The organism is Oxalicibacterium flavum (assembly GCF_014635065.1).
GTDB classification, from domain to species: domain Bacteria; phylum Pseudomonadota; class Gammaproteobacteria; order Burkholderiales; family Burkholderiaceae_D; genus Oxalicibacterium; species Oxalicibacterium flavum.
This window is the reverse complement of sequence record NZ_BMCG01000001.1, coordinates 200,646-220,749: the sequence shown is the minus strand read 5'-3', so window position 1 is coordinate 220,749 and position 20,104 is coordinate 200,646. Positions and strand designations below refer to the sequence as shown.

Sequence of the window (20,104 nt, the reverse complement as noted above, 5' to 3'; positions counted from 1 at the left end):
GCCGATCCGAGTACTGTAAGCCGAGTTTCCTTTCATTAAAATTCGAATATACTCAGCATTTGGTTCGTAAAAACCAGATAGGGAGACGTGCATGAACGCGATCAATTACAAGCATCTGCATTATTTCTGGGTGGTCGCCAAGTCGGGCGGTATCGGCCGCGCCAGCGAACGCCTGCATCTGACGCCGCAGACCATCAGCGGCCAGATATCGCTGTTCGAAGACATGCTTGGCTATCCGCTCTTCAATCGCGTCGGCCGCCGGCTCGAGCTCAACGACGCCGGCCGCGTGGTACTCAGCTATGCCGACGAGATCTTCACCATCGGCGAGGAATTGCAGGAAGTGCTGCGCTCGCGCCCTGACGGCCTGCCCATGCAGTTCCGTGTCGGCGTGGCGGACGCGGTACCCAAGGCGATCGCCTATCTGCTGCTGGAGCCATCCATGGAGTTGCCCGATTCGCTGCGCATCGTCTGCCGCGAGGGCAAGCTGACCGATCTGCTCGCCGATCTGGCGATCCATCGCCTCGATATCGTGATCGCCGACAGCCCGATGCCGGCCAACATCGACGTGCGCGGCTACAACCACTTGCTGGGCGAATGCAGCGTGAGCTTCTTTGCAGCGGAACCGCTGGCAAGAAAGTACAAGAAGGATTTTCCGGCAAGCATGGACGGCGCACCTTTTTTGATGGCCGGCGAGGAAGCCGCGGTACGGCCGCGCCTGCTGCGCTGGTTCGAGAAGGAGCGCGTGCATCCGCGCATCGTCGGCGAGTTCGACGATGGCGCTTTGCTGCAGGCGTTCGGCGAAGCCGGCAAGGGCATCTTTGCCGCGCCGTCGGCGGTGGCCGACCAGATCTGCAAGCAGTCAGGCGTGACCGAACTCGGCCGTACCAATCTGGTGACCGAGCAGTTCTATGCGATTTCGGTGGAAAGACAACTGACGCATCCGGCCGTGGTGGCGATCAGTTCCGCTGCGCGCGAAAGCCTGATCCGCTAGGCCGAATGCGAAAGGAAGGGCAGCTTACTGGAACGAACCCGTCTGTACCGGGTTGAAGGGAACGACCGTGATGTGGCCGCGCTTGTCGAGGTCTTCTTCACCGTCGACGGCATTGTCCTGTTCGTTGCAGACTTCGTTCTGTTCTTCGGCCTGCTCCGCGCTCATGGAAAGAATGCGGGTAGTGATCTCATCGGGCGTCTTGTACATGATCGATTCCTTATCGTAGCGATCGGTGAAGCGAAATTCCCGGGAGGAATCGTTTCTCCAATCCGGCAAACAAATCTTCTCGACTGCGTTGCGAGAATAGAGGAGCCTTCATTCGATGGCGATCAGCGCTTGTCCCATGTTTCGGTAGGAATGCACTGACTTTCTTGTAGTGCGAATGTCATGTGATCATGCTATTCGACTGCGGTGTCACCAGACTGGCGTCTGACCTGCAGTGCACAGAGTCTAACATCCCCGTCGCGGGAATGCGAACTTTACATCCCGGCGTGCCTGACGATCGTAAATGAGAATCGATCATGAATGTTCCGGTGCGCAAAACACGCAAGCCGTCTGATGACGGCGGCAGGCATCAGGCGCCGCGGATATCTTCTACCGGCTCCGCTTCGCGCCGTTCCTGGCGCCATTCCATGAAGGTCTTCAGCAGCAGCGTCAGCATCGCCATGCAGGCGAGCAGGCCGGCAGCGGTGAAGGCGGCGGCGGTCTTGTAGTCGTTGTTGAGCTGTTCGACCAGGAGCGGCAGCGTGAGCGTCTGGTTCATGATGGTGCCGGAGACCACCGCCACCGCGCCGAACTCGCCGACCGCGCGCGCATTGGTGATGACGCAGCCATAGAGCAGCGCCCACTTGATGTTGGGCAGCGTGACCTTGCTGAAGATCTGCCAGCCGCTGGCGCCCAGCGACAGCGCGGCGATCTCTTCTTCCGTTCCCTGCTTCTGCATCAGCGGCATCAGGATGCGCGCGATATAGGGCGCGGTGACGAATACCGTGACCATGATGATGCCGGGCCAGGCGAACATGAGCTGGATGTCCTTGGCGTACAGCCACTGCCCGATGATGCCTTCGAGTCCATAGACGACGAGATAGCAGAAGCCGGCGACCACCGGCGAGGTCGCATACGGAATCTCGGTCAGCGTGACCAGCAGGCGGCGGCCGATGAAATCGTAATGCGTGACGCACCATGCGAGCAGGATGCCGAACACGAGGTTGATCGGTACCGTCATGACCGCCGCCAGCAGCGTCAGCTTGATCGCGTGCGTCATGTAGCTTTCATTGAGGTTCTGCCACAGCAGGCCGACGCCGCCGCTCAGCGCCTGCGCGAAGATCAGCGTCAGCGGCAGCACGAGGAACACCACCGCCAGGAAGAGACCGAGCGCGATCAGCAGCCACTGGTGCGCTTCGGTCGGACGTTTGATTGCCTTTGCCATGTCGTTCCGTCCTTATGCGCCCATCGATTTGTTGAACAGCCGGCCCTGGATCAGCTGCAGGATGAACAGCAGCGTCAGCGACGCCAGCAGCACCACCGAGGCGATGGCGGCGGCGGCCGGGTAGTTGAATTCCTGCAGACGCACGAACAGCATCAGTGAGGTCACCTCGGTCTCGAACGGGATGTTCCCGGCGATCATGATGACGGCGCCGAACTCGCCGAGGCTGCGGATGAAGGCCTGCGAGGAACCGGCGATCAATGCCGGCACCAGCGTCGGCAGGATCACGCGCCAGAAGATCTGCCACTTGTTCGCACCCAGCATCAGTGCGGCTTCCTCGAGTTCCTTCTCCATGTCTTCCAGCACCGGCTGCACCGAGCGCACGATGAACGGAATGCTGGTGAAGATCATGGCGACCACGATGCCGGGGAAGGCGTAGGAAATCTTGATGCCGACCATGTCGAAGAACTGGCCGAGCCAGCCGCTCGGGATGAACAGCGTCGATAGCGTCAGGCCGGCCACCGAGGTCGGTAGCGCGAACGGCAGATCGACGAGAGAGTCGAGCAGGCGGCGGCCCGGGAAGTTGTAGCGCGTGATGATCCACGCCCAGACGAAGCCGATGGCGGTCACCGCCACCGTCGAATAGAACGCACCCGTCAGCGTGACCTTGTAGCTCTGCAGCACGCGCACGTCGGTGATCGCGAACCAGTACTGCGACCACGTCATGCCGCTGACGTAGATCAGCAGCGCGGAAATCGGCAGCAGGATCACCAGGCTGATGTACAGCGTCGAAATGCCGAAGCTGATCGAGAAGCCCGGCAGGACCGGCGTGCTGCGGAAAAAGCGAAGGGACTGGGTCACGATAGGAACGATGTCATGGCTGGGCAAGGCCGCGCAAGGCTGCGGCCGGAAAGCAAACGACCATCACGAGGATGGTCGTTTGAAAGAGTGGCATTGTAAACCACGCCTGTGGACTTGCCAAAGCCGGTCGCACGCGGTGCCACCGGCTGCCGCATCAGCGGCGCTGCGAGAGCAGCTGGTCCAGCACGCCGCCGCTGCCGAAGTGCTTGTCCTGGATCGCATCCCAGGTGCCGAGCACGTCGTTCGGGTTGATCAGGCGCACCTTGGCGTAGCGGTCGGTGATGACCTTGACCAGATCCGGGTGATGGACGCGGTAGTTGAAGGTCGTCAGCAGCAGCTGGATTTCACGCGAATACTGGTAGTTCAGGTATTCGGTCGCGACCTTGCGGGTGCCTTTTTCATCGACCACCTTGTCAACCACGGCAACCGGGAACTCGGCCAGCACGGAAACCGGCGGCACCACGATTTCATAGCCACCGGCCTTGAACTCGTCGCTCTTGGCGATGTTGATGACTTCCGATTCGAAGGTCAGCAGTGCATCGCCCTGGTTGTTCTGTGCGAATGCCACGGTGGCGCCACGGCCGCCGGTCGGGAAGTTGACCACGTTGCGCAGCAGCTTGCCGACGAATTCCTTGGTCTTGGCTTCATCGCCCTTGAACTTCTCATTGGCGTACAGCCATGCGCCGAGGTAGCTGTAGCGCGCGTTGCCCGAGGTTTTCGGATTCGGGAAGACGACCTTCACGTCGTCGCGCACCAGATCGTCCCAGGATTTGATGTTCTTCGGATTGCCCTTGCGGACCAGGAAGGCGATCGTGCTGTAGTAGGGCGAGGCGTTGTTCGGGAAAGCCTTCTGCCAGTCCTTGCGTACCAGGCCGCGCTTGGCGAGGATGTCGATGTCCGGTACCTGGTTGAAGGTCACGGTATCGACCTTCTTGCCCTGGATGATGTCCTGTGCCTGGCGCGAGGTGCCAGCGAACGACTGGTCGATCTTCAGATCTTCGCCGGTCTGCTTCTTCCAGTGCGCCTGGAATTTCGGGTTGATGCTTGCGAACAGTTCGCGCGCGATGTCGTAGGACGCGTTGAGCAGCGGCTTCTCCTGGGCCTGGGCGGCGCCGGACAGCAGCACGGCTGCCGTGGCGGAGAGCAAGAGCGTTTTCTTGAACATGGTTGTAACTCCGTTGTTTTATATAGTGAGGGTTCCGGGCGCCACCGACAGGACCGCGACGCTGCACATTGCCGTTGATAGCCGACAAATTTGCCGAGCGACAAATATATCAAGTTCGCTTATGCGTTCAAACTATCGATTTTGCATGTCCTTATGCGAAATGCGCATGAAGGTCAGCATGATACCCAAGTTGTCCGACAAACAAAAACGCCTCCGGAAGGAGGCGTTTTTTGCATGTGCCGCGCGCTGGCGGTCTGGAACGATCAGGCGAAGTTCTGCGCCACGAAGTCCCAGTTGACGATCGCCCAGAACGACTCGATGTACTTCGGACGCGCGTTGCGGTAGTCGATGTAGTAGGCGTGCTCCCAGACGTCGCAGGTCAGCAGCGGCTTGTTCTCGGTCGTCAGCGGGGTGGCGGCGTTCGAGGTGTTGACGATGTCGAGCGAGCCGTCCGGCTTCTTGACCAGCCAGGTCCAGCCGGAACCGAAGTTACCGAGGCCCGACTTGGTGAATTCTTCCTTGAACTTGTCGAACGAACCCCACTTGGCGTTGATCGCGTCGGCCAGGGCGCCGGTCGGTGCGCCGCCGCCGTTCGGCTTGAAGCCGTTCCAGTAGAAGGTGTGGTTCCACACCTGGGCCGAGTTGTTGAAGATGCCGCCGGAAGATTTCTTGATGATTTCCTCGAGCGACAGGTTTTCGAATTCGGTACCTTTGATCAGGTTGTTCAGATTGGTCACATAGGTCTGATGATGCTTGCCATAGTGGAATTCAAGCGTCTCTTTCGAGATGTGGGGGGCAAGCGCATCCAACGCATAGGGCAGTGCCGGCAGGGTATGTTCCATGGTCGTCCTTTGTGAAAATTAAAGTAAAAACATCTTTTGGAAAGGCATTCATTGTAAAGCGGTTATTGATTGCTTGCACACGACGCAGGTCAATTTCGGCGAATGATTAAAAAATAGGCAGCCCTTCGGAGAGCAAGCAACGATGCGGCGTTCCAAGGGGATGGTGCTGATTTATAATGCGAATTATTCTCATTATTGTTATGGCGAAAAGCGCCTGCGAGGAGACCCGATGAGTATCGTCAAAACCGGAACGCAGAACGATGTGCATGCACCGGTGGCGACGGGCAACTGGCGCGTCGGAATGGGCGTGAATTACCGGAGCAAGCAGAAAACCGACGTACGACGATGTTGAATCCCGTGCAGGGCGGCTATGCAGTCTGGAATGCGCGCGTGGCGTATCAGATCAATAAAACCTGGTCTGCTGCCATGAACGTCGAGAATCTGTTCGATAAACATTATTACTCGTCGATCGCAAGCAACTACATGAACAATTATGTGGGCGAGCCGCGCAATGCCATGCTCACGCTGCGCGGCACCTTCAAGTAATCCCATCGATCCCGCGAGCGTTTCAGTCGATCTGCTGCTGCACGCTCGCAATCCCCACCTGCGCCGTTCCTTCCGCCAGCCGTACCGTCACATTGCTGCGTGGCTGCAGGGCGTGCGGCGAGCGCAGGATTTCTCCCTTTTCATTGCTGACGATGGCGTAGCCGCGTTCCAGCGTGCGTTGCGGGTTCAGCATCTCGAGCTGGGCCGATAGCGCGCGCAGGTGCTGGTGGCGCTGGCGCAATTGCGCCTGCATGCAGTTGACCAGGCTGCGCGCATCGCGCGCGATGTGCAGGCGCGCGTTGCGCGTGTCGGGTTTGTGGGTTTGCCAGCGGTGCGTGAGGCGTGTCAATGACAGGCGCGCGCGGTCGAGTGGAATGCGGGTGGCATGGTGCAGCCGGTTTTGCAGCGCGGCCAGCCGCGCGCGTTCCTGTCCGATAGTGGACGATGGATTGACCAGGCGGCGTGACATCCAGTCCAGCGTCTGCGCCGCCTCGCCGAGCTGGCGCTTCATCGCAAAGCGCAGGTCGTAGGCATGTGCATCGACGCGCGCGATCCAGTCGGCGCGCGCCATGGTGGCGAGTTCGGCGGCGGCGGTTGGCGTCGGCGCGCGCACGTCGGCGGCGAAATCGGCAATCGTGAAATCGGTCTCGTGGCCGATGCCGGTGATTACGGGAATTTCCGAACCGGCAATCGTGCGCGCCACCACTTCATGATTGAATGACCACAGATCCTCGATGCTGCCGCCGCCGCGGCAGATCAGCAGCACATCGCATTCATGACGCGCGGAGGCAGTGGCGATCGCCTGTGCGATCTTCATGGCCGCGCCTTCTCCCTGCACCGGCGTCGGATAGAGGATCACATTGACGTGCGGCGCACGGCGCGCCAGTGTTGTCAGCACGTCGCGCAGCGCGGCTGCCTGCGGGCTGGTGACGATGCCGATGGTCTTGACGAACAGTGGCGGACGACGCTTGCGCGCCGGATCGAACAGGCCTTCCGCATTGAGCTTGTCCTTCAACTGCAGGAAGGCTTCGTAGAGATTGCCGACGCCCGAACGGCGGATCGCTTCCACATTCAACTGATAGTCGCCGCGCGGCGCGTAGAGCGTGACGAGCGCACGCACCTCCACCTTGTCGCCTTCGCGTGGCATGAAATCTGCATATTGGGCACGACCACGGAACATGACGGCTCGTACCTGCGCGCCATCGTCCTTGAGCGTGAAGTACCAGTGGCCGGACGCCGCGCGCGTGAAGTTGGAAATCTCGCCGGCGATCCATGACAAGGGGAACTGCCGTTCCAGCATGCGGGCGACCGCCTGGTTGAGGGCGGAAACGCTGAGGACGGCGGGGCTGGACGGGTTGTTCATAAGGCAGGTCGTCGTGGTGCATGAAGGAAGGAATGCCGCCGGGCGCGCACTTCATAAGTGCATGAGCGATGCACATTTTTCGCGGCCGGCAGCATGCATGGTAAAGGAATCGCGGGCATCCATCAGCGATTGCCTCGATAAAGCAGGATCACAGGGAGAAAAAGTGCGCATGTCGAATTTGAGAATCGGTGCCCGGCTGGGCTTGGGCTTCGGATTGGTGTCGTTGTTGATGGTCGTGCTGATCGCGGTGGCGGTCCATCACTTCGGCGAACTGGGCGGCATCAACAAACGCATGGTCGAGGAAGACTGGATCAAGGCGGAGGCGGTCGCGACCATCGATGCGACCACGCGCGCCAACGCGCGCCGCAACCTGGAATTCTTCATCGAGACCGACCCGTCGCGCATCGACTTCCTGTTTGCCGACATTGCGCGCAACAAGAAGACCATCGACGATGCGGTTGCGGTACTGGACCGCCTGGTCGTGAATGACGACGCCAAGGTCCTGCTGGCGCAGTTCAAGGAGGTACGAGGCAAGTACGTGGCGTCGTTCGGCCGTGTCGGCGCGCTGATTCACGACCAGCAGACGGACGCGGCGCGACAGTTGATGCAACGCGAAACGCTGCCGACACTGGATGCGGTGCAGAAGGTGGTGGCCGAGCTTGGCAGTCTGCAGAAGGAATACGTGAGCCAGAGCGGACAGGCGGCAGGCGCGCACATTGCCTCGGCGCTGAACTGGATGATCGGGCTCGGCGTCGCGGCGGTGCTGATCGGCCTGGCCTGCGCATGGCTGATCACGCGCTCGGTCACGCAGCCGATGAACGAGGCGGTACGCATCGCGCAGACGGTCGCCAGCGGCGATCTGAGCAGCATGATCGAGGTGCGCGGCAAGGACGAGACGGCGCAATTGCTGAAGGCGCTCAAGTCGATGAACGACGGACTGGCAAGGCTCGTCGGCGAAGTGCGCGCCAGCACGGAGGCGATTGCGCTGGCTTCGGGCGAGATCGCGACCGGCAACATGGACCTGTCGTCGCGCACCGAGGAGCAGGCCAGCTCGCTCGAGGAAACCGCTTCCTCGATGGAAGAACTGACTTCGACGGTGCGGCAGAACGCCGACAACGCGCGTCAGGCCAACCAGCTTGCGCTGCATGCGTCGCAAATCGCCGCGCGCGGCGGCGCCGTGGTGTCCGAGGTCGTCGATACCATGGGCGCGATCAACCAGTCTGCCGGCAGGATCGTCGATATCATCGGCGTCATCGATGGCATCGCCTTCCAGACCAACATCCTGGCATTGAACGCGGCGGTCGAGGCAGCGCGTGCCGGCGAGCAGGGCAGGGGTTTTGCGGTGGTGGCGGCCGAGGTGCGCACGCTGGCGCAGCGTTCGGCCAGCGCCGCCAAGGAAATCAAGAGCCTGATCGGCGATTCGGTCGAGCGTATCGATGCGGGATCGAAGCTGGTCAACGACGCCGGTACGACCATGCAGGAAGTGGTCGAGGGTGTGCGCCGCGTGACCGACATCATGGGCGAGATCAGTGCCGCCAGCCAGGAGCAGACGGATGGCATCGAACAGATCAACCAGGCCGTCATGCAGATGGATCAGGTCACGCAGCAGAATGCGGCGCTGGTGGAACAGGCTGCTGCGGCGGCCGATGCGCTGCAAAGCCAGTCGGGTCATCTGGTGCAGGTGGTCAGCACCTTCCGGCTTGGTGCAGCGGATACCGTGAAGTCGCAACACCTGTCCGAGGTGTCGATGGCGCCGGCAAACGAGTTGCAGCCGGCGCAGGGGATTTCCATGGCGTCGCAACCCTTGCTGACGGCATGAGTCTGCAATTCAGCGCGTGGCCATGCGGCTGCGCAGAGTGGCCTGCGTTCCTTCCACGATCAATAGCAGCACCGCAATCCACACCGGAATGTAGGTCAGCCATTGCGCGCCGCTGATGGTCTCCCCGAGCAGCAGCGCCACCAGCACCAGTAGTACAGGCTCCACGTAGCCCAGCAGGCCAAACAGGCTGAGCGGCAGGTTCTGGCTGGCCAGCATGTAGAAGACCAGCGCGGTCGAGCTCAATACCCCCAGGAGCGGGATCAGGCCGAACAGGGCGCGGTGGTCGGTCAATGACTCGAAGCCGACCGGTCCGGCTGCGATGAACCACAGGCCGGCTGGCAGCAGCAGGGCCATGTCGAACCACAGGCCGCCGAGGTTGGCGGCCGCCATCTTCCGCCGCAGCACGAAGTAGCCGGGGTAGCCGAATGCCACCAGCAGGGTTTCCCACGACAGGCTGCCGAGCTGCACGAGCTCGTTGAGCACGCCGACGGCGGCGAACAGCGCTGCCAGATTCTGCAGGCGCGTCAGGCGTTCGCCATAGACCAGGCGGCCGGTCAGCAGCATGGTCAGCGGCAGCAGGAAGTAGCCAAGCGACACATGCAGCGCGCGGCCATGCAGCGGCGCCCACATGAACAGCCACAATTGAACACCGAGCAGGGCCGAGGTGGCGAGCGCACCCGCGATCAGCAGCGGCTGCGCGCGCATGCGCGCCGCCAGAGTGAGCACCATGTGCTGCTGGCGGCTGAGCCAGATGAAGGCGGTCAGGAACGGAAAGGTCAGCAGCGTGCGCCAGCCGAAGATCTGCTCGCCATCGAGCGGCGCGAGCAGGGTCGCGTAATAGTAGAGGACGGCAAACAGTACCGATCCGATGATGGAGAACAGAACGCCTTTGGCCACGAGGTATCCGGGAATCATAGTTGGAATGACAAGGCACGCAGTATAGGCCATGCGGTCAATCCTTCCGCCGGCCTGTCGGCGAAAAGGCGTGCGCATGCGACGTAGGGCATGGCCGTGGCCGGAATTGCCGGTTGTCATGGCCGGATTTGTGCACGATGCCGTCCGGCCGGTTCCGGGGCGCGGCTTCACAGCGGCACGGCTTTGCATTATGATGGCCGCATTGCGGACAGGTGCCGAAGACCCTTCGTCGAAAGCGACAATGCGGCCGGGACTTGTCTTGCGGCGGCTTCCAGCGATGGAGGCCGTTTTGCTTTGCAAGGGGATGCGCCGCGCGGGCGCGTCTTCCCGATGCGGATAATCGCATTCTGCGCTGTACGAGGAATGCCATTCGAATCGTGCCGGAGCACGACATGAGCAGGAGCTGTGATGGATTTTGAAATACCCGAATCGCTGATACACGTGTTGCTCGGCATGATCGAGCCGCAATCGCCGCTCGCCAAGCGGCTCGAGGAGCATGGCGTGTGTCACGGCCGCATGATCGTCGCCAGCAAGCTGTTCGACGGCAAGTCGCTCAACACCCTGTACGGCCTGGCCAAGACGCACGAGGATCGCGCGCTGATGTTCCAGATGCTGGCGCTCGACAACATCCGCAACGCGCCGCAGGCACGCAAGATTCCCGATCTCGAACAGGTGGTGCCGGGGCTGGCCGCGTATTTCGCGCGCGATGTCATCGACGGCTGGATCTACAAGCGCAACAAGGACGGCGTGCTGCTGCCATGGCTCGTGCATCGCCTGCGCTACATGGTGCCGGACCAGGGCGCGCCCTACGTCGTCGTCGATCTGTTGGCCAACACCATGCAGTCGGCTTCCAAGGAAGAATCGAACGACATGCGCATGCGCCGCGCCGGCATGACCAATGCGATCGTCATCAACCGCCACGACATCGTCAACCGCACGATTCCCGAACTGCTCGGCGAGATGGGCTACTTCAAGGAGTGCCCGGAATTCAAGCAGGAATACGAGACGCACGCCAAGCGTTTCCTCGATTACCAGCGCCGCTTCGGCCAGCAATTCACGGCACGCAACGCTGCCTTCACCATCGATCACAAGGAAAAGGTGACGATGATGGCCCTCAAGGAGGGCATGGCCGCCAGGTGCGTCAACGACGAGGAAATCCTCGACCGCCGCTTCGAGATGATGACCGATGCCGAATTCTGGCGTGATGCAGGCTTCGAGACTGGTTTCGAGAAGATTCCGATGCACTGCTATCTGAATCTGTTCCATCTGGAACTGCATCAGAACATCTGGGTACACGTGCAGAACGTCAGCGAATACCGGTACAAGCCGGAGCTGCGCGAAAAGCTGATCCTGCCCGAGCAGCACCGCGACCTGATCGACATCCTGACGGCCGACATGAACGTGCTGATGGAAGACATCGTCGAAGGCAAGTCGGGCGGCACCACGATCCTGTGCCAGGGCGCGCCGGGTCTCGGCAAGACGCTGACGGCCGAGGTGTATTCGGAGGTGGTGCGCAAGCCGCTGTATCGCGTGCATTCGGGCCAGCTCGGCATCACGGCCGAATCGGTGGAGGCCAACCTGTCGGAGATCCTGCGCCGCGCTGCGCGCTGGGATGCGATCCTGCTGCTCGACGAGGCCGACGTCTATATCCGCTGCCGCGACAACGACCTGCAGCACAATGCGATCGTCGCCGAATTCCTGCGTACGCTCGAATACTTCAAGGGCCTGCTGTTCATGACGACCAACCGCATCGGCGACGTTGACGATGCGATCCTGTCGCGCTGCATCGCCACCATCCAGTACGAGATTCCGCCCAAGGATGATGCGATGCGCCTGTGGCGTTCGCTGTCGGACCAGTTCAATGCCAAGCTGTCCGACGAGCAGATCGACCGCCTGAGCGACACCTATGCCAAGTGCAGCGGCCGCGACGTCAAGGAACTGCTGAAGCTGACTTCCAAGTACTGCAAGAGCAAGCAGATTCCGCTGTCGGAAGAAGCGTTCGCGCAGTGCGCGGTGTTCCGCGGCATACGCTGATCAGCTACGCGCAAAAAAGCCCGGCCTTCTAAGCCGGGCTTTTTGTTTTCGGGCGTGCGCTGCGAGGACGCTTCAGTAACCGACCGTGAAACGCTGGCGCGAGTGCGCGGGTTTTTCGATCTCGTCCACCAGCGCGATCGCATAGTCCTCGAACGAGATGCGCGAACCGTCTTCGTTCGCAAGCAGCGCGTCCTTGCCGAGCCTGAACTTGCCGGTGCGCTCGCCGGCAAAGAATTCGGCGGACGGCGACAGGAAGGTCCAGTCGAGTTCCTTTTCCTGCCGGAGCAGGTCGAGAAAGGCTGCGCCGCCTGCCGCTTCGGCACGATAGGCATCGGGAAAATCGGGCTGGTCGATCAGGCGCTGGCCCGGCGCCACTTCGAGACTGCCGGCGCCGCCGACGACGAGATAGCGCTTGACGCCGGCAGCGCGCACGGCGTCGAGCAGTTTTGTCGGATCGCTGGCGGTGAAATGCACGGAACTGACGACCGCATCGTGTCCCTTGAGGATGGCGGCCAGCCCGGCACTGTCGAATACGTCCGCCTTGACCGCAGTGACGCCGGGCAGGGCGGCGATCTTTTCCGGGTGGCGCGCGATGGCGGTCACGCGGTGACCGCGGTCCGAGAGTTCCTTGAGGATGCGCGAGCCGGCCTGACCGGAGGCGCCGATGAGTGCGATGTGTGTCATGGATGGTCTTTCGTGTTGTGCCGCATTGTGCGCCGGACCGACGGGCGGAGCAGGCGCGTGATGCCGCGGCGATTGTTGGAGACGATGCAGGTCTATAAAATAGACCTGGTTGGAAAATCCTATCGCATCGCACGCCGTCCAACAAGAAGTCAGCGCGGCGTGATCAGGTCACTGCCACGTGACCGTCCCCGCCATCGAGGAGTATTGCATTGAGCCTGTCATCGCCATCGTCATCATCGCTGCCGTCGCCCGCGACGGCGGAACAAACCTGCCCGATCCGGGACGTGCTCGACCGCATCGGCGACCAGTGGAGCCTGCTGATCCTGGACGCGCTCGGCACGCGGCTGATGCGCTTCAATGCTCTGCATCGCGAGATCGGCGATGTCTCCAAGCAGATGCTGTCGCGTACCCTGAAGCGGCTCGAGCAGGATGGCTTCATCGCGCGCACGCTGTATCCGGAAGTGCCGCCGCGCGTCGAGTACGAGTTGACGCCGCTCGGCCGTTCGTTTCTGGTGCCGATGAAGTCATTGGTCGCGTGGGCCGACGCCAATCACGCGCACATCTGCGCCGCGCGGCGCGATTACGAACGCATGGCGGCGTGAACATGGCAGCGGCAAGCCGCTGAAGAAAAAGCGGACGGCGCCGGCTGCATGCCGACCCGTCCGCTTTCGGTTTGAGCGCTGAGCTGCTGCGATCAGGCTACCGGCAGCGCGCTTTCTTCCTCATCGACTGCCGTGATCGGCGTGTAGCTCGCGACGATGCGGTTGCGCAGCATGTTCACCTTCGGAATCATGAACTTCTGGCGGCTCAGCGCGAGGTTCATGAAGGTCGGCATGACCGCGCCGTGCCGCTTGACGGGCGGCGCCGCGACGTCGAGATCCCATTGCGGGAAACCGTTGGGCGGGACCACGAAGGAGCCACCGGGATAGGGGCTGTCGCTGCGGTTGGCGGCGATCAGGAAGACGCGGTTGTCCTCGGCCTTGGGTACCGTCAGCAGCTTGCGGTCGAGCGGATGACGCCAGGCGCTGCACCACGCGATCATGTCTGCCCCCTGCAGCGCGAGCACGCGGCTGGTTTCCGGGAACATGCCGTCGTAGCCGAGCAGCACGCCGAGCCGGCCGAACGGCGTGTCGAATACCGGCAGACTGTCGCCGGCAATCGCCCATGCCGTCATTTCCGGTTCCAGGTGGCTTTGCCGATAGCGGCCGATGATGTCGCCATCGGTGCCGATGACGATCGCGGTTGGCAGGATCTTCTCGTTCTTTTCCTCGAGTACCGGCAGCACGATCACGCAGCCGTACTGGCGCGCGATGCCCGATACGCGCGCGATGTGCGCCGGCGTGTTCTTCGCCTCGGCCAGGGCTTCGGCCAGTCCCGGCAGCCAGTGCGCGCTGCCGAAGTGCTGCGGCACGACGATGACCTTGACGCCGAGCTTGGCGGTGTGGTCGATCATCTCGTAGGCGGCTTCCAGGCTGCCGGCTTCCGTCGTTGCATGCGCCTGTACGGCGGCGGCCTTGGCGATGCTCTGTTCCGGGACCAGCGGTTGCTCGAGGATCGCGGCCAGCGGCGTGTCGGCCACCGGCTTGCCGATCAGGCCGTACAGCGCGGGGCGGCGATCGAGGAAGCGGTCGCCGGCGTGGTGCCAGCGCTTGGCGCGTGCGGCGGCGACATCGATCTCGGCGCTGACCACGCCGTGCGTGTCGTACGGAACCTTGGCGACCACCTCGCCGCCAGGCGCGACGATCATGCTGCCGCCCGGATAGTAGATGCTGCGCTCGACGCCGGCCTTGGTGGCCGCCACGAACCACAGTCCGTTCTCGTAGGCGCGCGCCGGCACCCACATGTCGGCCTGATCCATCGCGAAGAAGTTGGCCATATCGACGATGATCTCGGCACCCTGCAGCGCGAGGTTGCGCGTGATCTCCGGGATGCGGCCGTCGAAGCAGATCAAGAGGCCGATGCGGCCGAGTTCGGTATCCACCACCGGGCAGCCGTTCTCGCCAAGCTCGAACCAGTTCTGGTCATGCGTGGCGAGGAACTGCTTGTGATAGTGGACGATGATCTCGCCCTTGGGGTCGAGCAGCAGGCCGGTGTTGAAGATCTTGCCCTTGGCCTCGTCCTTTTCGGTGAAGCCGCTGGCGATGAAGACGTTGTGTTCGCGGCACAGGTCGGCCATCGCCTGCACGAAGCGGCCGTGGACGGTCTCGGCCAGTTCGCCGCAATGCTCGGCGGAGTCGAACAGGTAGCCGGTGTTCATGCATTCGGGGAAGACGATCAGGCGCGCGCCCTGGCGCACCGCTTCCCGCGTGTATTGACGCAGCAGGCCGATGTTGATATCGAGATCGCCGAGTGCGGCCAGGGTCTGGACCACGGCGGCGCGGAAGGGTTGGGGTGTCATGTTCTTGCTCCTTGGGTTTGCGCAGGCAATGCGGCGGCCTTGCGAGGGCCGCGGCCGTCGCCTTGTCTGCTGGGTAATCGGATTGTCAGGGCCGGGCGGCGGGATCGGGGGGCGCCCGGCGGTTCATGGTCAGCGGAAGTCGCCCGGTTTCAGCATCAGCGTCTTGACGTCGATGTGCTGCTTGAGCACGCCTTCCTTCTCGAACACGTTGACCAGCGCCTGGTAGGACTGGATGTCGGTCGCGTTCAGCTCGCTGTTGGCGCGCAGATAGGGTTGCGCCACCAGGTTGACCTGGGCCGGCTGGATGGCCGTGTACTTGGCGATGATGGGACGGTACTTGTCGAAGTTCTCGTTGGTCATCCTGGTCGCCTGATCGAGCACTTCGACCACCTTCTTCGCCACTTCCGGCCGTTCCTGCATGAACTTGGTGGACAGTACCGACACGCCCGAATAGAACGGATCGGCGATGAAGGTCGCGACCGGATTGGTCATCGCGCGCTTGGCTTCGCCGGATGCGACGGCGATCGAGCCGACCGGTTCCAGCGACAGCGTGGCGTCAACCGAGCCTGCCAGCAGCGACGGGATGTGCATAGGCACCGCGATCTCGTTGATGGTCACATCCTTGTCGGGATCGAGCCCGTTCTGGCGGATCACGTAGCGCGTGATGGTCTTCCACTGGATGCCGGGCAGGGTGCCGATGCGCTTGCCCTTGAGGTCCTTGAACGAGGAGATCGTCGAGGCGTTCGAGACGATCAGGCCGTCGTTGATCATGTTGACCTTGATGCCACCGCCCTGCAAGCCGAAGACCTTGAAAGTGCCGGGATAACGCGCTTCGGCCAGCGCGGTGATGCCGGCCGCCGCACCCGGCGGACCGAAGTCGGCCTGGCCCGACACCAGCGAGTCGATGATCTGGTTCGGGTTCTGGAACTTGACCGAGTTGATCTCGATGCCGGCCTTCTCGAACAGCTTTTCCTCGAGCGCGACGTAGTAGGCCATGGTCTGCATGATGGGCAGCCATGACGCGGTGACCTTTTCCATCTTCTGGGCCGAGGCCGTGCCTGCGCTGCACAGCAGACCGGTGATGAGCGATGCCAAAACGAGCTTTTTCATTTCATTCTCCAGGTTGAAGGCGGGCGGTCAGCGACCGGCCCAGTGCACGATCCATTTCTCCAGCGCGATGAAAAGGACGTTGAATCCGTAGCCGATGGCGCCCGTGATCAGGATCGAGGCGTACATCTGCTGCAGGTCGAATACCTGTTGCGCATCGATGATGCGGTGGCCCATGCCGTTGGTGGAACCGATGAACATCTCGGCCACGATGATGACCACCAGCGCCAGCGAGACCGCCATGCGCAGGCCGACGAAGGTCTGCGGCAGCGATTCCCAGAACAGCACGTCGCGGAACACGCGCCATCTGGACGCACCCATCACGCGCGCGGCCAGGATGCGAGTCTTGCGCGAGTTCATGACGCCGTAGGCGACGTTGAACACCACCACCAGCCAGGCCGAGAAGGCCGCGACCGCGATCTTGGCGAAGTCGCCGATGCCGAAGATCAGCAGGAACAGCGGAAACATCGCGGTGGCCGGCGTCGAGCGGAAGAAATCGACGAGGAATTCCACCGTGCGATAGATGCGGTCGTTGGAGCCGAGCGCGATGCCGACCGGAATCCCGGCCGCGGCCGCCATCGCGAACGCATACAGCGTGCGGAACAGCGTGGCGCCGAGGTCGGCCGTCATCGAACCCGACCACAGGCTGCTGCCGAGCGTGGCGAAGGTGTCGAAGGGATTGGGCAGCAGCTTGTTGCTGACCCATGCCGAATCGTTGGCGACCCACCAGACGGCGACCAGCGCGGCCGGGCCGATCAGGGCGCGCGCGATGCGCAGCACGTGCGGCGAAAGGAAAGGGTTGGCGGCGGTTTTCATTTGCGTACCTCGTTCTGAAAGATATCCAGGCAGCGTGCCTTGGTGCGCACGAAGGCATCGCTCGACAGCGTGCGCAGGTCGCGCGGCCGGGCGGCGTCGAAGAACACGTTGTCGGCCACGCGCGTCGGGCGCTTGGTCAGCAGCAGGATGTGATTGGCCAGATAGACCGCTTCTTCCAGATCGTGCGAGACCACGATCATGGTGACGCCAGTGGCCTGGAAGATTTCCTGCAGCTTCTCGCGGATGAAGAGCGTCATCTCGTAGTCGAGCGCCGAGAACGGCTCGTCGAGGAACAGCACTTCCGGGTGCGGCGCCAGCGCGCGCATGATGGAGATCAACTGCTGCTGTCCGCCCGAGAATTCATAGGGATAGCGGTTGAGGTCGAAGCGCACGTCGAAGGATTCGATCAGTTCCTGCACGCGCGCATCGCAGTCGGCCTCGCTCATGCCCTTGAGCTTGAGCGGATAGCGGATGTTGTCGATCGCGCGCATCCACGGGAACAGCGCTTCGCGATAGTTCTGGAACACGTAGCCGATGGTGGTCTGCTGCAGCGTCTTGCCGTCGAACAGGATGTCGCCGGCATCGTGCGGGATCAGGCCCGCGATCATGTTGATCAGTGTCGATTTGCCGCAGCCGTTGGGACCGAACACGCAGGTCACGCGCCCCTTGGGCAGATCGAGGTTGAAATCGGAATAGACGGGCACGCCGCCAAAGGCCTTGTGCAGGCCGCGTACCGTGATGTGGGCGCGTTCCGCTGCCGGCACGGCGGGCGGTTCGTGCTGAACGTGGGAAAAATCGACGACTGAGTTCATGGTTCGCATCCTGTTGACATTGCTTCGGGCTTGTCGCGTCTGGCCGGTTGCATCCGCTTGACATGAACCTGTAGTGCAATTGATGTGCCAAGCGCGTGCGGCAAGGCCGTTTGGGATTGCAAAGGGAGTGTCGGCACGATCCGTTCGATCGGCCGAAAAGCCTTGCCGGACAAGCGATTGCGGCCGATGCGGCATGCCGGCCTGCATGGCATTTTTCGCCCGTTCAAGGAGGTGATTTGCTTGTCCGAATGCCAAATTTTCGGGTGTGCCACAGCCTTGCTTGTGTCAACACTTGTTAACCATGTTGTTAACAACATGGCGGTGCATGGGCGACAGGAATGCACGCCGATGGGGCGAAAACATGTGTGGCGGGCAAGACTTTCCGCTGCCTTGATCGAGCGCGGCGATGTTCTTCGCGGTGATGGCGCCGTTTTTCCTGCATGGCAGGGACATTGCTAGGAACGCTGCATGGACAAGGAGAACGATGCCATGCATGCGCACATCAAGAAGACGGACCTCCACGAGGCCGAACCCTCGACCGCGAAGGCGGCCCTGCAGAAGAACGTGCACGGCATCGTCGATTGGTCGCAGGCGCAGCTGTTCGTCACGCGTGAGATTTCCAAGCTGATCGGCCGCAGCCTGGACCCGGCCTACGTGATCGGCAGCATGCTGCAACTGCTGTCCGAGTTCCTCGGCCTCAATCGCGGGCGCGTGTTCCTGTTCGACGCGGGACGGCAGCGCCTGCTGATTCATTATTCCTACGGCCTGAACCAGGAGGAAATCCGGCGCGGCGTGTTCCGTCCCGGCGAGGGCATCACCGGCAAGGTGTTCCAGTCGGGCGAGATGGCGATCATCCAGGACATCGATGCCGAGCCCAACTACCTCGCGCGCACGGTTGACCGCGACCGCCTGCCCAAAGGCGTGATCTCCATGTTCGCGCTGCCCATCATCGTTGACGGCAAGGTGCGCGGCGTGCTGGCGGTCAACCGCTTTCGCGGCCTGCACCGGCCGTTGAGCGACGACCTTGCGACGGTGCGGCTGGTAGCGGCGCAGATCGCGCAGTTGATGCGCATCGAGCAGCTGGTTGACGAACAGGTGGAGCGGCGCACCGCGGCGCTGACGGTCGAGAACATCGAACTCAAGAAGGCGCTCGGCCAGCAGGCGCAGGCCGGCGGCATCATCGGCGAATCAGTCGCCTCGCGCACCGCCCTGCATCAGGTGATGCAGGTGGCGCGCACGGTAGCGACCGTGCTGCTGCTCGGCGAATCGGGCACCGGCAAGGAATTGTTCGCGCGTGCGCTGCATGAAGCGAGCGACCGGCGCGACGGCCCCTTCGTCAAGGTCAACTGCGGCGCGATTCCCGAGAACCTGTTCGAGTCGGAATTGTTCGGTCACGAGAAGGGTGCCTTCACCGGTGCGCACGCGGCGCGGCCCGGCCGCTTCGAGGATGCCAACGGCGGCACGCTGTTCCTCGACGAGGTCGGCGACCTGCCGCTGCTGATGCAGGTCAAGCTGCTGCGCGCGCTGCAGGAGCAGCAGATCCAGCGCGTCGGCGGGCGGCGCGAGATTCCGGTCAACGTGCGCATCGTGGCGGCCACCAATCGCGATCTGCAGAAACTGGTGGCGGCCGGCCGTTTCCGGCTCGACCTGTTCTACCGGCTCAACGTGGTGCCCGTGCACCTGCCGGCGCTGCGCGAGCGGCCCGAGGACATTCCGCTGCTGGTGCGGCATTTCCTGGCGCTGGCCAACGGCAGGTTCCAGCGGCAGGCGACGCTGTCGCATGGCGGGCTCGAACAATTGCTGCGGTTTCCGTGGCCCGGCAACATCCGCCAGTTGCAGAACATCGTCGAGCGGCTGGTGCTGCTGGCCGAGCGGCAGGAGATCGATGCCGACGACGTGCGCGAGGTGCTGCAGACCGAGCGCGCGGTGGAAACCCTGGTCGGCAGCACGCTGCCCGAACAGCCCGCGCCGCGCATGATGCAGCCGGTGCGGCAGGAAGAGAAGGGCCGCATCGTCGCCGCGCTCGAGGAATGCGGCGGCAACAAGTCGCGCGCCGCGCAGCGCCTGGGCCTCACGCTGCGGCAGCTCAATTACCGGATCAAGGTGCTGCACATCGGCGGTTGAAGTACCGCCACTTTTTTCGGCAGCGGAAAAATCTCATTTGAAATCAGTCACTTCTCGCGCGTCGGTCAGGGTTGCTCACAATCTTGTCCACAGAAATCCTGCATAACCGTGGACAACTGTCGCAGGCGCGGCAGAACGAGGCGGCGCTTGCCTGCCCGCCGTCAAACCGTTACATTCTCGGGAATCGCTTCACGCCGATTT

General features: G+C 62.4%; 19 protein-coding genes. 7 read left to right on the top strand and 12 right to left on the bottom strand.

Features of this window, described 5'->3' with window-relative positions; all coding sequences use genetic code 11:
* Window positions 1–91: 91 nt before the first annotated feature.
* Window positions 92–991, top strand: a complete 900-nt coding sequence (gene nhaR / locus IEV38_RS01010) for a transcriptional activator NhaR (protein WP_188394309.1) — start codon at window positions 92–94, stop codon at window positions 989–991.
* Window positions 992–1,015: 24 nt separating this feature from the next.
* Here the strand turns inward: nhaR and IEV38_RS01005 are convergent, their stop codons facing one another.
* From IEV38_RS01005 to sodB, 5 genes are all read right to left on the bottom strand, one after another.
* On the bottom strand, window positions 1,016–1,198 hold the full coding sequence (locus tag IEV38_RS01005; protein ID WP_188394308.1) for a hypothetical protein: 183 nt from the start codon (window positions 1,196–1,198) through the stop codon (window positions 1,016–1,018).
* Between the two features lie 367 nt (window positions 1,199–1,565).
* The gene (gene cysW / locus IEV38_RS01000; RefSeq protein ID WP_229728485.1) at window positions 1,566–2,420 is read right to left on the bottom strand and encodes a sulfate ABC transporter permease subunit CysW; all 855 of its coding nucleotides are present in this window, start codon (window positions 2,418–2,420) and stop codon (window positions 1,566–1,568) included.
* Window positions 2,421–2,432: 12 nt separating this feature from the next.
* Complete coding sequence (cysT, locus tag IEV38_RS00995) at window positions 2,433–3,278, bottom strand: sulfate ABC transporter permease subunit CysT (RefSeq protein ID WP_188394307.1); 846 nt, start codon at window positions 3,276–3,278, stop codon at window positions 2,433–2,435.
* Window positions 3,279–3,432: 154 nt separating this feature from the next.
* Window positions 3,433–4,443 carry a thiosulfate ABC transporter substrate-binding protein CysP gene (gene cysP / locus IEV38_RS00990; RefSeq protein WP_188394306.1) on the bottom strand — a complete coding sequence of 337 codons (1,011 nt, stop codon included), beginning with the start codon at window positions 4,441–4,443 and terminating at the stop codon, window positions 3,433–3,435.
* A 263-nt stretch (window positions 4,444–4,706) separates the two neighbouring features.
* Window positions 4,707–5,285: a superoxide dismutase [Fe] gene (sodB, locus tag IEV38_RS00985; protein WP_188394305.1), complete on the bottom strand. Its 579-nt coding sequence runs from the start codon at window positions 5,283–5,285 to the stop codon at window positions 4,707–4,709.
* A gap of 142 nt (window positions 5,286–5,427) precedes the next feature.
* Here sodB and IEV38_RS00980 point away from each other — a divergent pair, with 142 nt between their 5' ends.
* On the top strand, window positions 5,428–5,637 hold the full coding sequence (locus IEV38_RS00980) for a hypothetical protein (protein ID WP_188394304.1): 210 nt from the start codon (window positions 5,428–5,430) through the stop codon (window positions 5,635–5,637).
* Entirely contained in the window at window positions 5,631–5,831 is a 201-nt protein-coding gene (locus IEV38_RS00975; protein ID WP_188394303.1) for a TonB-dependent receptor, read from the top strand. The genes IEV38_RS00980 and IEV38_RS00975 overlap by 7 nt, the downstream gene beginning before the upstream one ends.
* Before the next feature lie 22 nt (window positions 5,832–5,853).
* Here the strand turns inward: IEV38_RS00975 and xseA are convergent, their stop codons facing one another.
* The gene (xseA, locus tag IEV38_RS00970; RefSeq protein WP_188394302.1) at window positions 5,854–7,194 is read right to left on the bottom strand and encodes an exodeoxyribonuclease VII large subunit; all 1,341 of its coding nucleotides are present in this window, start codon (window positions 7,192–7,194) and stop codon (window positions 5,854–5,856) included.
* 169 nt (window positions 7,195–7,363) lie between these two features.
* On the opposite strand from xseA, the gene IEV38_RS15430 reads away from it, so the two are divergent.
* The gene (locus IEV38_RS15430; protein WP_308633499.1) at window positions 7,364–9,013 is read left to right on the top strand and encodes a methyl-accepting chemotaxis protein; all 1,650 of its coding nucleotides are present in this window, start codon (window positions 7,364–7,366) and stop codon (window positions 9,011–9,013) included.
* A 9-nt stretch (window positions 9,014–9,022) separates the two neighbouring features.
* On the opposite strand, the gene rarD is transcribed toward IEV38_RS15430, so the two are convergent.
* Entirely contained in the window at window positions 9,023–9,910 is an 888-nt protein-coding gene (rarD, locus tag IEV38_RS00960) for an EamA family transporter RarD (RefSeq protein WP_188394300.1), read from the bottom strand.
* 426 nt (window positions 9,911–10,336) lie between these two features.
* Between rarD and IEV38_RS00955 the strand changes: the two genes are divergently transcribed.
* Entirely contained in the window at window positions 10,337–11,962 is a 1,626-nt protein-coding gene (locus tag IEV38_RS00955; RefSeq protein WP_188394299.1) for an ATP-binding protein, read from the top strand.
* Window positions 11,963–12,034: 72 nt separating this feature from the next.
* Here IEV38_RS00955 and IEV38_RS00950 read toward each other — a convergent pair whose 3' ends face one another.
* On the bottom strand, window positions 12,035–12,646 hold the full coding sequence (locus IEV38_RS00950) for an NAD(P)-dependent oxidoreductase (protein ID WP_188394298.1): 612 nt from the start codon (window positions 12,644–12,646) through the stop codon (window positions 12,035–12,037).
* Window positions 12,647–12,861: 215 nt separating this feature from the next.
* On the opposite strand from IEV38_RS00950, the gene IEV38_RS00945 reads away from it, so the two are divergent.
* Window positions 12,862–13,248 carry a winged helix-turn-helix transcriptional regulator gene (locus IEV38_RS00945; protein ID WP_229728542.1) on the top strand — a complete coding sequence of 129 codons (387 nt, stop codon included), beginning with the start codon at window positions 12,862–12,864 and terminating at the stop codon, window positions 13,246–13,248.
* A gap of 92 nt (window positions 13,249–13,340) precedes the next feature.
* On the opposite strand, the gene IEV38_RS00940 is transcribed toward IEV38_RS00945, so the two are convergent.
* The 4 genes from IEV38_RS00940 to IEV38_RS00925 form a co-directional block, all read right to left on the bottom strand.
* A complete protein-coding gene (locus IEV38_RS00940; protein ID WP_188394296.1) occupies window positions 13,341–15,044 on the bottom strand; it encodes a carbon-nitrogen hydrolase family protein in 1,704 nt (567 codons plus the stop codon).
* 129 nt (window positions 15,045–15,173) lie between these two features.
* Window positions 15,174–16,154 carry an ABC transporter substrate-binding protein gene (locus IEV38_RS00935; protein WP_188394295.1) on the bottom strand — a complete coding sequence of 327 codons (981 nt, stop codon included), beginning with the start codon at window positions 16,152–16,154 and terminating at the stop codon, window positions 15,174–15,176.
* Window positions 16,155–16,181: 27 nt separating this feature from the next.
* Window positions 16,182–16,967, bottom strand: coding sequence for an ABC transporter permease (locus IEV38_RS00930; RefSeq protein ID WP_188394294.1), 786 nt, complete (start codon window positions 16,965–16,967; stop codon window positions 16,182–16,184).
* On the bottom strand, window positions 16,964–17,779 hold the full coding sequence (locus tag IEV38_RS00925; protein WP_188394293.1) for an ABC transporter ATP-binding protein: 816 nt from the start codon (window positions 17,777–17,779) through the stop codon (window positions 16,964–16,966). Before IEV38_RS00925 ends, IEV38_RS00930 begins: the two co-directional genes overlap by 4 nt.
* Window positions 17,780–18,247: 468 nt before the next feature.
* Here IEV38_RS00925 and IEV38_RS15330 point away from each other — a divergent pair, with 468 nt between their 5' ends.
* Window positions 18,248–19,903 carry a sigma-54-dependent Fis family transcriptional regulator gene (locus IEV38_RS15330; protein WP_188394292.1) on the top strand — a complete coding sequence of 552 codons (1,656 nt, stop codon included), beginning with the start codon at window positions 18,248–18,250 and terminating at the stop codon, window positions 19,901–19,903.
* Window positions 19,904–20,104 lie beyond the last annotated feature (201 nt).